Annotated in this window: 16 protein-coding genes; 1 reads left to right on the top strand and 15 read right to left on the bottom strand. The window is 29.4% G+C overall.

The genetic code is table 11. The annotated features are described in order from the left end of the window. Positions 1-111: 111 nt before the first annotated feature. The 15 genes from atpA to Q1K13_RS11175 all read right to left on the bottom strand — a co-directional run bounded on the left by atpA (position 112) and on the right by Q1K13_RS11175 (position 14,327). Positions 112-1,620 carry a F0F1 ATP synthase subunit alpha gene (gene atpA / locus Q1K13_RS11245; protein WP_300260311.1) on the bottom strand — a complete coding sequence of 503 codons (1,509 nt, stop codon included), beginning with the start codon at positions 1,618-1,620 and terminating at the stop codon, positions 112-114. A 10-nt stretch (positions 1,621-1,630) separates the two neighbouring features. Continuing rightward, a complete protein-coding gene (locus tag Q1K13_RS11240; RefSeq protein WP_300350857.1) occupies positions 1,631-2,170 on the bottom strand; it encodes a F0F1 ATP synthase subunit delta in 540 nt (179 codons plus the stop codon). 2 nt (positions 2,171-2,172) lie between these two features. Continuing rightward, positions 2,173-2,652 (bottom strand): F0F1 ATP synthase subunit B, encoded by a 480-nt coding sequence (locus tag Q1K13_RS11235; protein WP_300260308.1) that lies wholly within the window; start codon positions 2,650-2,652, stop codon positions 2,173-2,175. A 98-nt stretch (positions 2,653-2,750) separates the two neighbouring features. Beyond that, on the bottom strand, positions 2,751-2,969 hold the full coding sequence (atpE, locus tag Q1K13_RS11230) for an ATP synthase F0 subunit C (protein ID WP_011592986.1): 219 nt from the start codon (positions 2,967-2,969) through the stop codon (positions 2,751-2,753). Between the two features lie 57 nt (positions 2,970-3,026). After that, a complete protein-coding gene (locus tag Q1K13_RS11225; protein WP_300260306.1) occupies positions 3,027-3,701 on the bottom strand; it encodes a F0F1 ATP synthase subunit A in 675 nt (224 codons plus the stop codon). A gap of 51 nt (positions 3,702-3,752) precedes the next feature. Then, complete coding sequence (locus tag Q1K13_RS11220) at positions 3,753-4,121, bottom strand: ATP synthase subunit I (protein ID WP_300260303.1); 369 nt, start codon at positions 4,119-4,121, stop codon at positions 3,753-3,755. 880 nt (positions 4,122-5,001) lie between these two features. Next, positions 5,002-6,180: an acetyl-CoA C-acetyltransferase gene (locus tag Q1K13_RS11215; RefSeq protein ID WP_300350854.1), complete on the bottom strand. Its 1,179-nt coding sequence runs from the start codon at positions 6,178-6,180 to the stop codon at positions 5,002-5,004. Positions 6,181-6,446: 266 nt separating this feature from the next. Next, the gene (gene wecB / locus Q1K13_RS11210; protein WP_300350851.1) at positions 6,447-7,601 is read right to left on the bottom strand and encodes a non-hydrolyzing UDP-N-acetylglucosamine 2-epimerase; all 1,155 of its coding nucleotides are present in this window, start codon (positions 7,599-7,601) and stop codon (positions 6,447-6,449) included. A 66-nt stretch (positions 7,602-7,667) separates the two neighbouring features. Continuing rightward, positions 7,668-8,297, bottom strand: a complete 630-nt coding sequence (gene upp / locus Q1K13_RS11205; protein WP_300260295.1) for a uracil phosphoribosyltransferase — start codon at positions 8,295-8,297, stop codon at positions 7,668-7,670. Between the two features lie 48 nt (positions 8,298-8,345). Next, a complete protein-coding gene (gene rpiB, locus Q1K13_RS11200) occupies positions 8,346-8,795 on the bottom strand; it encodes a ribose 5-phosphate isomerase B (RefSeq protein ID WP_300350848.1) in 450 nt (149 codons plus the stop codon). A gap of 260 nt (positions 8,796-9,055) precedes the next feature. Continuing rightward, the gene (locus tag Q1K13_RS11195; RefSeq protein WP_300350845.1) at positions 9,056-10,108 is read right to left on the bottom strand and encodes an L-threonylcarbamoyladenylate synthase; all 1,053 of its coding nucleotides are present in this window, start codon (positions 10,106-10,108) and stop codon (positions 9,056-9,058) included. Between the two features lie 21 nt (positions 10,109-10,129). Beyond that, the gene (locus Q1K13_RS11190; RefSeq protein WP_300260286.1) at positions 10,130-10,720 is read right to left on the bottom strand and encodes a hypothetical protein; all 591 of its coding nucleotides are present in this window, start codon (positions 10,718-10,720) and stop codon (positions 10,130-10,132) included. A 79-nt stretch (positions 10,721-10,799) separates the two neighbouring features. Next, positions 10,800-11,882 carry a peptide chain release factor 1 gene (prfA, locus tag Q1K13_RS11185; RefSeq protein WP_300260284.1) on the bottom strand — a complete coding sequence of 361 codons (1,083 nt, stop codon included), beginning with the start codon at positions 11,880-11,882 and terminating at the stop codon, positions 10,800-10,802. A gap of 56 nt (positions 11,883-11,938) precedes the next feature. Next, positions 11,939-13,702, bottom strand: coding sequence for a peptide chain release factor N(5)-glutamine methyltransferase (gene prmC, locus Q1K13_RS11180; protein ID WP_300350841.1), 1,764 nt, complete (start codon positions 13,700-13,702; stop codon positions 11,939-11,941). 25 nt (positions 13,703-13,727) lie between these two features. Continuing rightward, the gene (locus Q1K13_RS11175) at positions 13,728-14,327 is read right to left on the bottom strand and encodes a thymidine kinase (protein ID WP_300260276.1); all 600 of its coding nucleotides are present in this window, start codon (positions 14,325-14,327) and stop codon (positions 13,728-13,730) included. Positions 14,328-14,480: 153 nt separating this feature from the next. Here Q1K13_RS11175 and Q1K13_RS11170 point away from each other — a divergent pair. Continuing rightward, on the top strand, positions 14,481-14,587 hold a 107-nt coding region (locus Q1K13_RS11170), incomplete at its 3' end, for a 50S ribosomal protein L31 (RefSeq protein WP_300350859.1).

The following is a 14,587-nucleotide window of genomic DNA, read 5'->3' as shown; positions in this document are numbered from 1 at the left end:
ATACTTTTTATTCTTCTTTTAATTTCTAAAAGTCCTGCACCTGCCATTTAAGCTCCACCTCCATTCTTAAAAATGTGGGCATAGCTTTAATTAAAAAGCTATGCTCTTATTTTACATTAAGAATATTTTTTTAAATTCTACTATAGCGCTTTCTAAAGCAGATTTTATTTCATCATTTAAAACTTTCTTCTCTATAATATCTTTACCAACTTCTCTATGATGAGTATCCATATGCTCTAAGAATTCTTTTTCGAATTTCTTAATATCTTGAACTGGTATATCAAGTAAGAAATTATTAACAGCAGCATATATAATCATTATTTGTTTTTCAACTGCCATTGGTTTATATTGATCTTGTTTTAAGATTTCAATAAGTCTCTTTCCTTTTTCAAGTCTTGCTTGAGTATCTTTATCAAGGTCTGATCCGAATTGAGCGAATGATGCTAACTCTCTATATTGAGCAAGTTCAAGTCTTAATGTACCTGAAACTTGTTTCATTGCTTTTATCTGTGCATTTCCTCCAACCCTTGAAACTGATATACCAGGGTTAACAGCTGGTCTTTGTCCTGAGTTGAATAACTCAGTTTCTAAGAATATCTGTCCATCTGTTATTGATATAACGTTAGTTGGGATGTAAGCAGTTACGTCTCCAGCTAGTGTTTCAATTATTGGAAGTGCTGTTAATGAGCCTCCACCATTTTTCTCTGATAACTTAGCCGCTCTCTCAAGTAATCTTGAGTGGATGTAGAATACATCTCCTGGGTAAGCTTCTCTTCCTGGTGGTCTTCTAATTAATAATGACATTGTTCTGTAAGCAACAGCGTGTTTACTTAAGTCATCATATATTATTAATACATGTTTTCCTTTATTCATAAAGTACTCACCCATAGTACATCCTGCATATGGTGCTATGTATTGTAATGGTGCTGATTCAGATGCTGATGCACTTACTACGATTGAGTAGTCCATAGCTCCTTCTTCAGTTAATGTATTAACTATATTTGCAACAGTTGATTGTTTTTGTCCAATAGCAACATATATACAAATAACATCCTTACCTTTTTGGTTGATTATAGTATCAATAGCTATAGCAGTTTTACCTGTTTGTCTATCTCCTATAATTAACTCTCTTTGTCCTCTACCTATTGGTATCATTGAGTCAATAGCTTTAATACCTGTTTGTAGAGGCTCATTAACAGAACTTCTTTCAAGTATTCCTGGTGCTGGGATTTCTATAGCTCTGTATCCATCATTTTTGATAGGTCCTTTTCCGTCTATAGGTTGACCTAATGAGTTAACAACTCTACCTATTACCTCTTCACCTACTGGTACTTCAACGATTTTTCCAGTTCTTTTAACGATATCTCCTTCTTTTATACCTTCTTCAGATCCTAAAAGAACGCATCCAACGTTATCTTGCTCTAAGTTAAGAGCCATACCGAAAACTTGGTTAGGGAATTCTAGAAGCTCACCTTCCATACAATCTTCTAGTCCATAAACTCTGGCAACTCCGTCACCTATCTGAATGATAGTACCAGAATCCACAGTTTCTAACTCTTTTTCATAATTTTTTATTTCATTCTTGATTATAGAAGTTATTTCTTCTGGTTTAATATGCATAGACTCACCTCTATTCTCTCTTAAGCATTATCTGTTTCATATCATCAAGTTTAGCTTTTATAGTACCATCTATAACATCATCGCCAACTCTTACAAAAAGTCCACCTATGATACTATTATCTAATTCTTGCTTCAATAATATTTTCTTTGAATATTTTTTCTCTAACTTTTCTACAAGTCTTTGAACTTCATCTTCTGTTAGTGGAACAACACTCTTAACTTCTGCTAATAAAGTATTGTTTCTTTCTCTATGAATTTTTTCCATTTGGTTTAACTTTTCTTTTAAATAAAGTATTCTATCTTTTTCTATAAGAATCATTAAGAATGAAAGTAATTCATCATCTATTTTACCTTCAAATATGTTTTTGAAAGTTTTCTTTTTTCTGACAGTACTGATTTGAGGGTGCTTTATAATTTCATAGAAATCTTTATTTCCATAAATTATGTCACATACTTCTTTTAAATCATTCATGTACTCATCAACTTTATTTTTCTCTTCTGCGACTTCATATAGAGCTAAGGCATATCTACGATCTAAATATTCATACATAATTAGATACCTACCTTTTCAATAAAATCATTGATTAAATCTCTATGTTTATTCTCATCTATGCTTTCGCCAAGAGCTTTTTCTGCAAGCATTAAAGATAACTCAACTGCTTGTTGTTTTAATTCGTATTTTGCTTTTTCTTCTTCTCTTTGAATTTCAATATTAGCTCTATTTAATACAGCCTCAGCTTCTTTATGAGCATCATCAACTATTTCTTTATAAATTCTGTCAGCTTCTTTTTTCTGATCTTCTCTTAATTTTCTACCTTCTTCTTTAGCAGACTTAAGAATTCTCTCATTATCTAATCTTAATCTTCTAGCCTTCTCTGCATCTTCATCAGCTTGTAAGATTGTTTCATCTATAGCTTCCTGTCTTGCATCAATAGCTTTTTTGATTTTGTCCCAGAAAAAATGTTTTAGTATAAGAATTAATATGATAAAGTTAATGATTGTAGCTAATATTCTCATAAAATCTAATTCCATATATCAATCACAGCCTCCCTTCGGAGTCAATTATATTAACTCTATTCTCTTTTTATTAATTACTACAAGTTCTTAATAAATTAGTACGTATCTTGATATTAAACAACGAATAATAAGATTATTGAAATTACTAATCCATAGATAGCTGTTGCCTCTGAAAGACCAGCTCCCATGATGAATAAACTTTGTATTTTATCTGATGCTTCTGGTTGTCTTGCAGTTGCTTCTATTGCTCCTGCTGTTGCAATACCTATACCAATTCCGGCTCCTATACCTGCTAATACAGCGATACCTGCTGCTAATAACTTCATATCCATTAGAAAGTCCTCCTTTTAAATCAAACCAATTCAGTTGATTTATTATTTTGTTTTTTCTTAGTGATCTGCTAACATTTTGATATTTACCATTGTTAACATTGTAAATACTATCATTTGTATTGTTCCATCAAATACATCGAAGAAACTGTGTGCTATTATTGGCACACCTATTTGAGCTATCCATCCTATATGAGCTAGACCTGAATACATAAGATCTATTAATAGAGTGGCAGCTAACATATTACCAAATAAACGTAGTGAAAGAGAAACTGGGAAAATTATTCTCTCCATTATATTTAAAGGTAACATTACTGGATAAGGCTTAAAGTATCCTTTAATATATCCTCCAATATGACATCTGTATATTGCATTAACATGAACAACGACAAAGGAAGTAATTGTTAACGCTACTGCTACACTTAAATCTTGAGTTGGAGGTGCAAGCCCGATTAATCCAAAAAGGTTTAAAACAAGTAAAAATATCGCTAATGTTCCTATGTATGGTACAAAGCTGATATAATTTTCCCCCATGTTACTCTTTACCAAGTTATAAATTGTTTGATAAAGTGACTCTAAAACAACTTGTAACTTGCCTGGTTTATTTTTAAGATTTCTAGTTGATAAAATAGCAAATATTGTTATAACAAGCATTGCTGCCCATTGAAATATTATTGTACTAGTAATTGTCAAACTACCAATCTTAACTGTAAACATTGGTGCAAAGATATCCACGGAATCACTCCCTTTCTATCTTAGTATTAATTTATATATGTATATAAATATTTATTTTACGTTTGATAAGGCCTTATTCTTTCTTGTATAAATAAATATTGATATCTGATGTGCTATGAACCCGACTAAGTAAAATGCTAACTCCTCAACACTTCTCATAAATACTAAAGTAAATGCAAGAATCATCAACATTCTAAGTACAAAGCTCAATTGAATTTTTAAAGCTCCACGTCTTTTTTTAATGACCTTGTGGATTACAATTGCATTAACAGTAAAGTTAATTGTAGCAACTATACTTCCAACTAAAAAAGCCACCCCTAATTTCAAATTAAATAAACTAATTGCTAGGGTTGCTATTACCGTTAATAAAATATTAGTTTTCATTACTGATAAAACTAAGCTTTTAATTTTAGCGTTCACTTATAACCTCCATAGTTCCGCAATGTTACTTTACTAATTATATTCCTGAATTTAATATTAATAAAATTTAAATTTTGCTTATATTTATTAATATTTTAATATTTTAAAGTGATTTTATATACTTCCTTCATTTTTACTCTCATAAACTCTTATTTACTCTTTTTTTGAAGTTTTTTGAATATTTATTTTGATCAAATTTCATTTTTCTGAATTTTTAATCTTTTATTGCTTATCTCAAGTTAATTTTCGATTACTATTTTCGATTTTGAAATCCTTTTTTAAAAGTTTTTGTTATTAAATTATAACTTTTAACCCTATTTTTGCGTAAAAAATTTCAAACCATTATTTAGAATAAACTTTACAGCTTAAAAGGTTTTGAATAACCTTTTTAATATTTATTCACATTTTTTTATATTTTTTTTTTATTTTTTTATTTTTTTAATGATTTTATGCACTTTCTATCTATTTTTTTCTATTATTAACTTTATCATTCATCCTTTTTCTACAAAAAGTGATTTAATTTATACACTCATTTTTTCACAAACTAGTTTATTTATTCATTATATAAACAATTACTGATATATATTTAAAATTCTAAACATTAATTGACTAAGTAATTCCAATAAACTTAAAATTTTATAATTAATTTTGATTATTTTTTATGAATATTAAAATATCAATTAATTCATGAACATAAAATCATTAATTAATTTATTAGATGTATTACTTCTTATAATAAAATACTAATTAACATAAATCATAAAAATATCATAGCTCTTTAAAACAAAAAAATCATACGCTAATATAATGAAATTATTTATAAAATAAAAGGTGTTATCAATTTGATAACACCTTTTAATATATAATAATGTTAAACTTATTATCTTTCTACTATTAAAGCAGTTCCCATTCCTCCACCTATACAAAGTGTAGCTAAACCTGTTTTAGCATCTCTCTTCATCATTTCGTGGATTAATGTAACTAATATTCTAGCTCCTGAAGCTCCAACTGGATGACCTAAAGCTATAGCTCCACCATTTACATTAACTTTATTCATATCAAATCCTAAATCTTTAGCAACTGCTAAACTTTGAGCTGCAAAAGCTTCATTAGCTTCTATTAAATCCAAATCATCTATAGTTAAATTAGTTCCTTCTAAAGCTTTTTTAGTAGCATAGAATGGTCCATATCCCATAATTGATGGATCTAATCCTTTTGAACCATATGAAACTATTTTACAAATTGGAGTTACTCCCAATTCTTTAGCTTTTTCAGCACTCATAACTACTAATGCAGCCGCTCCATCATTTATACCTGAAGCATTACCTGCAGTAACTGTGCCATCTTTTTTGAATGCTGGTCTTAATTTTCCTAATTTTTCAACAGTTGTTCCGAATCTTGGGAATTCATCAGTATCAAATACTATTGGCTCACCTTTTCTTTGTGGAATTACAACTGGAACTATTTCATCTTTGAACTTTCCTGCTTTTATAGCGGCTTCTGCTTTAGCTTGAGAATTTGCTGAGAATTCATCTTGCATTTCTCTAGTTAATCCCCATTGTTCAGCTATATTTTCAGCAGTTATACCCATATGATATCCATTAAATGCATCTGTTAATGCATCATTTACCATAGTATCTATCATTTTTCCATCGCCCATTCTTTGGCCGAATCTAGCTGTTTTTAAAACGTATGGTCCTTGTGACATATTTTCCATACCACCAGCTACTACTAAGTCAGCGTCTCCTGCTTTTATCATTTGAGCAGCTAAAGCTACACATCTTAATCCTGAACCACAAACTTTATTTATTGTCATTGCTGGAATTTCAACTGGTAAACCAGCTTTTACTGATGCTTGTCTAGCTGGGTTTTGACCTAATCCAGCTTGGATAACATTACCCATTAGAACTTCGTCAACATTTTCTGCTTTAACTCCTGCTTTGTTTAAAGCTTCTTTAATTACTAAAGCCCCTAAATCTACTGCTGGAATATCTTTTAATGTACCACCAAATGATCCTAATGCTGTTCTTACTGCACTTGCAATAACTACCTCTCTCATATCAAAAACCTCCCATTTAGGTAAAAAATTATCAAATATATTTAAATTTTCTAACTGATTTAATTATATATTTAAAATTTTTAAGTTTCAATAGATTTCGTTAAATTTTAAACAAAGTTTTTATTATTTTTTTGTTTTTCAAAAAAATAATACAGATATTTTAGAATAACAATAGAAATATATTATTAAAATTTCTATAATATTCTAAATATCTGTATTTTAATTCCATTTATTCAAATTATACTTATTTAGTTTTTTAACAAACTTTACTTACTAACAAATTCTTCTACAACTTCTTCATCTTTTCCAAAGTAATTTAAAATAGCTTTTACTATTCTTTCTGAAGCTTTTCCATCTCCATATGGATTCACTGCTTTACTCATATCTGCATAAGCTTTTTCATCATTTATTAAAGTATTAGCTTCTGATAATATCTTTTCAATATCAGTTCCTACTAACTTAACTGTACCTGACTTAACAGCTTCTGGTCTTTCAGTAACATCTCTTAAAACTAATACTGGTTTTCCTAAGTGAGGTGCTTCTTCTTGTAATCCACCTGAATCAGTCATAACCATAAAGCATTTATTCATTAAGTTATGTGTTTCTTTAGTATCTAGTGGAGGTAGAAGATGTACTCTTTCTTTTCCATCAAGATTTTTATAAACTGCATCCTTTACTACAGGATTTAAGTGAACAAGATAAACTAATTCAACATCTTTATTATATTCAACAATTTTATTTAATGCTGTACAGATGTTGTCTATACCTTCTCCCCAGTTTTCTCTTCTATGTGCAGTTATCATTATAACTTTTTTGTTTTCAAAATCTATGTTATTTAATTCTTCATTTTCAAAAACATAGTTATTATCAACAGTATGTTCCATAGCATCAATTACAGTATTTCCTGTAACCTTTATATCATTTTCATTTATTCCTTCTCTTAAAAGGTTGGCTTTTGAACCTTGAGTTGGAGCAAAGTGTAAATCTGCTAAAGCCCCAGTTAACTTTCTATTCATTTCCTCTGGGAATGGGAAATACTTATCAAATGTTCTAAGTCCAGCTTCAACATGACCTACTCTTATTTGTTGGTAAAAAGCTGCTAATCCACCAGCAAAAGTTGTAGTTGTATCACCATGTACAAGTATCATATCTGGCTTTTCTTCTGTAAATACTTTTTCTAACCCTTCTAAAACTCTATTTGTTATTCCAGTTAATGTTTGACGGTTCTTCATTATATCTAAATCAAAATCTGGTTTTATATCAAATAAAGTTAAAACTTGATCTAACATCTCTCTGTGTTGAGCTGTTACACAAACCTTTGACTCTATTTCAGGTCTTTTTTCTAACTCTTTTACTAATGGTGCCATTTTTATAGCTTCTGGTCTTGTTCCAAAGATCGTTAAAACTTTTATCTTATCCATTAATAATTACCTCCAAAAAAATAATTAATAGCTACTTATTTAATAAGTAGCTATTTTAATTATAACCTATTTTGTTCCAAATAATCTATCTCCAGCATCTCCTAATCCAGGAACTATATATCCATGCTCATTTAATTTCTCATCTATGCATGCAACATATATATCAACATCTGGATGTGCTTTTTGTACAAATTCAATTCCATCTGGTGATGATATTAAGCACATAAGTCTTATTTGCTTAGCTCCTCTTTTCTTTAATAAAGTTATAGCATCTGCAGCTGAACCACCAGTAGCTAACATTGGATCTACCACTATTATATCTCTCTCAGCTATATCTTGTGGTAATTTACAAAAGTACTCAACAGGTTGAAGAGTTTCTTCATCTCTGTATAATCCTATATGTCCTACCTTTGCTGCAGGTATAAGTTGTAACATACCATCTACCATACCTAAGCCAGCTCTTAATATTGGAACTATAGCAACTTTTTTACCAGCTAAAACCTTACACTTAGTTTTACAAACTGGAGTTTCTATTTCGATTTCTTCCATTGGAAGATTTCTTGTTACCTCATAAGCCATAAGCATAGAAACTTCACTTACTAATTCTCTGAAATCTTTAGAACCTGTATTTTTATCTCTTATAAATGCTAACTTATGTAATATAAGTGGATGTGTTATTTCTGTTACTTTACTCATTTTATCTTCCTCCTAGAATCTATATATAAATTATTTTTAAACTTATTATTATTTTGAATATTTTTCTTCTATTGCACTTAGCTTATCAATTCTATTTTGATGTCTTCCACCTTCAAATTCTGAAGCTAAGAATGTATCAACTATGTCTAAAGCTAATCCAGGTCCTACAACTCTTTCCCCCATAGCTAATATATTTGCATTGTTATGTTGTCTTGTTGCATGAGCACTGAAAGTATCTGAACAAAGTGCTGCTCTTATTCCTGGAACCTTGTTTGCTGATATTGATATGCCTATACCAGTTCCACATATTAATATTCCATATTCAAACTCTTTTGATGAAACCGCTTCTGCAACTGGAAGTGCAACATCTGGGTAATCGCATGAATCACTGCTATATGTACCGAAATCTTTAACTTCTATTCCTTTTTCTTCTAAATGTTTTATTATTGTGTTTTTTAAGTTAAAACCACCATGATCGCAACCTATTGCTATTTTCATTTCACTAACCTCCATATGCCTTGTATTAAATATATATTTCAAAAAAAGTGCTTTTCAAATGACTAATAATACTACTTTAATTTAAAAATCAAATAGCAAGTCAATTAAAAAAGCACTTCTTCTTATTAATTGAAAGAAAACTAAATAAAGACACTAAATCTTCAAAAAATGAAAATATTAAATTTTTTAAAAATGAAAAATCAAAATATTTTTTATTTTTCCAAAGCATCATGCTTATCTAGCTCCTTTCACATATATTTCTAAACTACAGTTATATCAAATCCACAAGATTTTTTTAACCTGTTCATTATTGTAAATCCTAAACCTTCTTCATCAAAAGCTTCTGTTATTATAATATCCACTCCTAAATCATCAAAAGATCTAAGCATCTCAAATAAATTTTTAGTTACTGACGTCAGGTCTTCCCTTGTTCCTAAAGATTTAACTATTCCTTCATTATACATATTCATAGTTTCATCTGTAGCCATAATTCCAACCTTGAAATCTTCATCTATGTAATTATGCACCATTTCTCTAATTTTTTCAACCATTTTATTTGTTGAACCTTGAACCATTTTCACTTTTGCCTTTGGAGCGTAGTGTTTATATTTCATTCCTGGTGCTTTTGGCTTAACATTTTTATCTAAAGTTGAAAGTATTGCTTTATCAATATAAACTTCTTTGTCAACTTCTTTTAACATTTCTAAAGTTATTCCGCCTGGTCTTAAAATACATAAATGCTCCCCAGTTGCATCTACTATTGTTGATTCTACACCTATTTCACTTTTTTCTGCACCTAGAATAAAATCAACTTTTCCATTTAAATCTTGTTCACATCTTTCAACATCAGTTGGACTTGGTCTCCCTGATATATTTGCCGATGGTGCTGCTATTGGAACTTCTGATAATTCAATTAGCTTTAATGCCACCTCATCATTTGGCATTCTAACTCCCACGGTTTTTAACCCAGCAGATGTTATGTCTGAAACTATATCTTTTTTCTTAAATATTATTGTTAAAGGACCAGGCCAAAATCTATCCATAAGTTCTTTTCCATAAGTTGGTACTTCTTCAACATATTTTTCAATATCCTCTTTATTAGCTATATGAATTATTAAAGGATTATCCTGTGGTCTTCCTTTGGCTTCAAAAATCTTTGTAACAGCTTCTCCATCTAAAGCATTTGCACCTAATCCATAAACTGTTTCAGTAGGGAAAGCCCCTATTCCACCTTTTTTTATTATTTCTGCAGCTTCTTCTAAATGTTTTATGTCTTTATTTATATCTTTTATAAAATGTACCTTTGTTTTCATAAAACAATATCACCTTCATTTTTATAAATTCGTTTGTCCTCTAGCAATTTTTATGTTTTCTATACTTTCATTAGTATAAATTGCTGTTACACAATTTTTATATATATCATCTAAAAGTTTTAACTTTTTTAAAGCTCCTCTTTTTACTATTATATAATAATATTGAGTTTCTTTATTTAATTTAACCATCTTTTTATAATCTCTACTTAATTCTGGATAAGCCTTACAAAAATATTCTCCAACAGGTTTTCCAAACTTATCTTTTCTTCCTTTATTAGAGAAAATAATTATTATCTTCATATCTTCTAGTTTATTTTCTGTATGTACTAACTTAACTCTATCACAATAAACTGTCTTTGCCTTAGATAAAATATTAGGTTTTATTTTTAAAATTCCATTTTCTAAAGTATATTCTAACCTTATATTATTAAAATTTTTAATCATAACAATGACTATAAATATTTCTAGAAAAATTAAATAAACTATCAAAAATTCTTTATAAACTTCAAAATACCAAACTAAAAGAGGTAACAAAGTAAGAATTATTACCATAAGAATCATAAATCTTTTATATGATTTTCTTTGCTTTTTTATAGCTTTATCTATATTCATAAGTAAGTCCCTCTTTAAATTAATATATTTAAAATAAATATTTTTAAAGCCTTACATTATTAATGTAAGGCTTTATATATTAAAATTCAGTATTACCCATAGCTTTCATCTTCTGAGCTTGATCTTCAGTGATTAGAGCATTTAATATCTCATCTATATCACCATCTAAGAAACTATCTAATTTATATAAAGTCATGTTTATTCTGTGATCTGTTACTCTTCCTTGAGGATAGTTGTAAGTTCTTATTCTTTCACTTCTATCTCCAGTACCAACCTGACTCTTTCTATCTTCCGCAATTCCTGCTAATCTCTCAGCTTCTGCTTGCTCATATAATCTAGCTCTTAAAACTTTCATAGCTTTTTCTTTGTTTTTAAGCTGTGATTTTTCGTCTTGACATGAAATAACAATACCTGAAGGTAAGTGAGTTAATCTTACAGCTGAGTCAGTTGTATTAACACACTGACCACCATTACCAGATGCTCTAAATACATCTATTTTTATGTCTTTATCATTTATTTCTATTTCTACATCATCAACCTCTGGTAAAACTGCCACTGTAGCTGTTGATGTATGTATTCTTCCTGAACTCTCTGTATCTGGAACCCTTTGTACTCTGTGTGCTCCACTTTCGTACTTAAGTTTTGAGTAAGCTCCAGCACCTTTTATCATGAATACAACCTCTTTAAATCCACCTATATCAGTTTCATTTGTACTCATTAATTCAACTTTCCATCTATTTTTCTCAGCATATTTAGTGTACATTCTAAATAAATTAGCTGCAAATAGTGCTGCCTCATCACCACCTGCACCACCTCTGATTTCAACGAATACGTTCTTTTCATCATTAGGGTCTTTTGGTAATAAAAGAATTTGTATTTCGTCTTCTAATTCTTTTTTTCTTTCTGTTAACTCTTTTATTTCTGAGTTAATCATTTCTCTCATTTCTTGATCACTTTCTTCTGAAAGCATTTCTTTGTTAGCTTCTAAATCTTCAGTTGCAGTTTTGTACTCCTTGTACTTACCAACTATAACTTCTAAGTCAGCATGTTCCTTACAAAGCTTTCTCCATTCTTTTTGGTTAGCCATTATTGAAGGATCACTAATTTTAACTGAAAGTTCATCATATTTATTTTCAATAAAATTTAATCTATCAAGTATCATCTATTATCACTCCGTATACAGATTTTCATATTTTACAATTATAACACATTACATTGCTATCTTTCAAGGCTCACTCTTCCTATAACACATCTATCTAGACCTGCTAAATCTCTAATAACTTTAACATCCTTATATCCATTTTCAATCATTAAATCTTTAACATCTTCCCCTTGATCATGTCCAATTTCAAAAGCAAGTATTCCATTTTCATTTAAAACTTTTAAAGCTTCATCAACAATTCTTCTATAAAATATTAATCCATCTCCTCCTCCATCTAAAGCTAAGTGAGGTTCATAGTCTTTAACATCTTCCATCAATGTATCTATAACCTCTGTTCTTATATATGGTGGATTTGAAACTAAAACATCATATTTCTTTTCTTTTTCAATAACTTCTTTTAAAAGATCACTTTTAATAAATCCACATCTATCAGAAAGTTTAAACTCTCTTATATTTTTTCTTGTTACTTTCTCTGGAATTTCATCAATATCTATTAAGTCTACCTTTATATTTTTTCTATAATTAGCTAATGATAAACCTATAGCTCCACTTCCACAGCATAAATCACAAAGATTTATTTTCGCATCTTCTTCTATATTATTTAAAACTTCCTCAACAATTATTTCAGTATCTCCCCTTGGAATTAAAACTCCTTTTTCAACATGAAAATCCATGCCCATAAACTCACATGTTTCTAAAATATATTGCATTGGCATTTTTTCTTTCCTTTTGTTTAATAAGTTTAGAAAGTGTATTTCATCAGCTTTTTGAACTTCCTCATTTTTATTAGTAATAAGCCATATTTTATCTTTTTCAAGAACTTTTCCTAGTAATAATTGAGTATCTAATATATAAGTATCTATTGAAACTTCTTTTAAAGTTTCATTTCCTAAAGCTAATAATTCTCCAACTTTTTTATTTGGTTCTTTCAATCCTTCAGCCCTCCTTAAAGAAGCTATAGCTACCTCTATTTGAGAATCATCTGGTTCTCTTGTTGTCAGTTTTTGAAGCCTTAAACCTGGTGATGCTATTATTTTAGCTATTTTTCCTTCTGATTTACCAAGCCATCTAATAAGTTCATAAGTTATTCCAGATACAACAGGTAACAGTGCTATCCTCATTGCCGTTCTCTCTAAAACTGAATCCCATTTTGTAAATGAAAATATAAAAATACTTACTATAGCAACTAAAAACAAGAAATTTGTTCCACATCTTGGATGAAATCTTGGATATTTTCTAACATTTTCAACAGTTAATTCCTCTTCATTTTCATAACAGAAAATGGTTTTATGCTCTGCACCATGATATTGAAATGTTCTTTCTATATCCTCCATTTTACCCATAAGATACATATATACTAAAAGTATCCCTATACTAATTCCACCCTCAATAATACTTAAACTCCATTGAGGAAAATTAATTTTCTTTAAAAGAAATGTTATTCCTGTTGGTATTGCCACAAATAAAATTATTGCAAAAAAAACTGAAAGCATCATTGTTAATGTTATTATTATATTGTTAGCTTTGTCTCCAAATTTTTCATTAATCCAATCCTCAAATTTTGAAGGTTCTGTATCTTCAAAAAAACTAGCAGAATAGCTTAGAGACTTTAATCCAACAATTAAAGATTCTATTAGTGTAACAAATCCTCTTATAAAAGGTAGTCCTAAAAATTTATTTTTTTTAGTATATGGTATTGTTTGTTCAAAAGAAACTTCTATTTTCCCACTTGGTGTTCTAATAGCTGTTGCTGTCCCTTTTCTCCCCCTCATCATAACGCCTTCTAGTACTGCTTGACCGCCAACTTGGCATTTTCTCATAATTTTAACCCTGTCCTTTCATTAATTACTTCTCTTTATTATTACCATATTTATAATCGAAGTAACATTGTCCACATAATGATTGATATTCAACATTGTCAACTAAGTCTATAGCAACTTGTTCTCCCTCAAATGTAAACTTACCATTTATCATTCTTCCATTTAATATGGCTTTTCTTCCACATTTACATATAGTCTTCATCTCTTCTATACTATGTGCTAATAATAGTAATCTCTCACTTCCCTCAAATCCATTCATTTGGAAGTCAGTTCTTAATCCATAACAAATTACAGGAATATCTTTAACAACTGATATTTCAAATAATTCATCTATGTGATGAGCTTTTAAAAATTGTACTTCATCAACTATTATACAATCTATCTTTCTTCCTTTTTCCAATCTCTCATCAATTAGATTTATTATGTTATCATTATTATCTATTAGTAAATCTACTACTCTTTCAACACCTAATCTTGATACAACTTTATCTCCACCTTTTTTATCAGTAGATGGCTTAATTATGATAACTTCCATTCCTCTTTCTTCATAATTATGTGCAACCTGCATAAGGTGTGTAGATTTTCCAGAATTCATTGCCCCGTATCTAAAATATAATTTACTCATATTAGCTTTAACTCCTTCTACTCTTATAATATTCTAAATATGATTATAACTTAAATAAGAAAGCTTTTAAACTATTGACGATTAAATATGCCCATGATATACTTGTTAATAGTTGTTTAGCAACATTTTTTTATTTTGAAAGAGGTGAATTACATGAGACAAGGCATACATCCAGAATACCATCACGATACAGTGGTTAAGTGTGCATGTGGAAACACTTTCACAACTGGTTCAGTTAAACCAGAACTTAAAGTTGAAAT

Source organism: Clostridium sp. (genome assembly GCF_029267215.1).
GTDB lineage: Bacteria > Bacillota > Clostridia > Clostridiales > Clostridiaceae > Sarcina.
This window is presented reverse-complemented; position numbering and strand designations above follow the sequence as displayed.

What these genes read in the sequence shown, in the direction of transcription:
- atpA (WP_300260311.1), bottom strand. Translation starts at nt 1,620, where the DNA reads ATGCATATTAAACCAGAAGAAATAACTTCTATAATCAAGAATGAAATA.
- prmC (WP_300350841.1), bottom strand. Translation starts at nt 13,702, where the DNA reads ATGAGAAAATGCCAAGTTGGCGGTCAAGCAGTACTAGAAGGCGTTATG.
- atpE (WP_011592986.1), bottom strand. Translation starts at nt 2,969, where the DNA reads ATGGATATGAAGTTATTAGCAGCAGGTATCGCTGTATTAGCAGGTATA.
- Q1K13_RS11175 (WP_300260276.1), bottom strand. Translation starts at nt 14,327, where the DNA reads ATGAGTAAATTATATTTTAGATACGGGGCAATGAATTCTGGAAAATCT.
- Q1K13_RS11235 (WP_300260308.1), bottom strand. Translation starts at nt 2,652, where the DNA reads ATGGAATTAGATTTTATGAGAATATTAGCTACAATCATTAACTTTATC.
- prfA (WP_300260284.1), bottom strand. Translation starts at nt 11,882, where the DNA reads ATGATACTTGATAGATTAAATTTTATTGAAAATAAATATGATGAACTT.
- Q1K13_RS11215 (WP_300350854.1), bottom strand. Translation starts at nt 6,180, where the DNA reads ATGAGAGAGGTAGTTATTGCAAGTGCAGTAAGAACAGCATTAGGATCA.
- Q1K13_RS11195 (WP_300350845.1), bottom strand. Translation starts at nt 10,108, where the DNA reads ATGAAAACAAAGGTACATTTTATAAAAGATATAAATAAAGACATAAAA.
- rpiB (WP_300350848.1), bottom strand. Translation starts at nt 8,795, where the DNA reads ATGAAAATAGCAATAGGTTGCGATCATGGTGGTTTTAACTTAAAAAAC.
- wecB (WP_300350851.1), bottom strand. Translation starts at nt 7,601, where the DNA reads ATGGATAAGATAAAAGTTTTAACGATCTTTGGAACAAGACCAGAAGCT.
- Q1K13_RS11240 (WP_300350857.1), bottom strand. Translation starts at nt 2,170, where the DNA reads ATGTATGAATATTTAGATCGTAGATATGCCTTAGCTCTATATGAAGTC.
- upp (WP_300260295.1), bottom strand. Translation starts at nt 8,297, where the DNA reads ATGAGTAAAGTAACAGAAATAACACATCCACTTATATTACATAAGTTA.
- Q1K13_RS11190 (WP_300260286.1), bottom strand. Translation starts at nt 10,720, where the DNA reads ATGAATATAGATAAAGCTATAAAAAAGCAAAGAAAATCATATAAAAGA.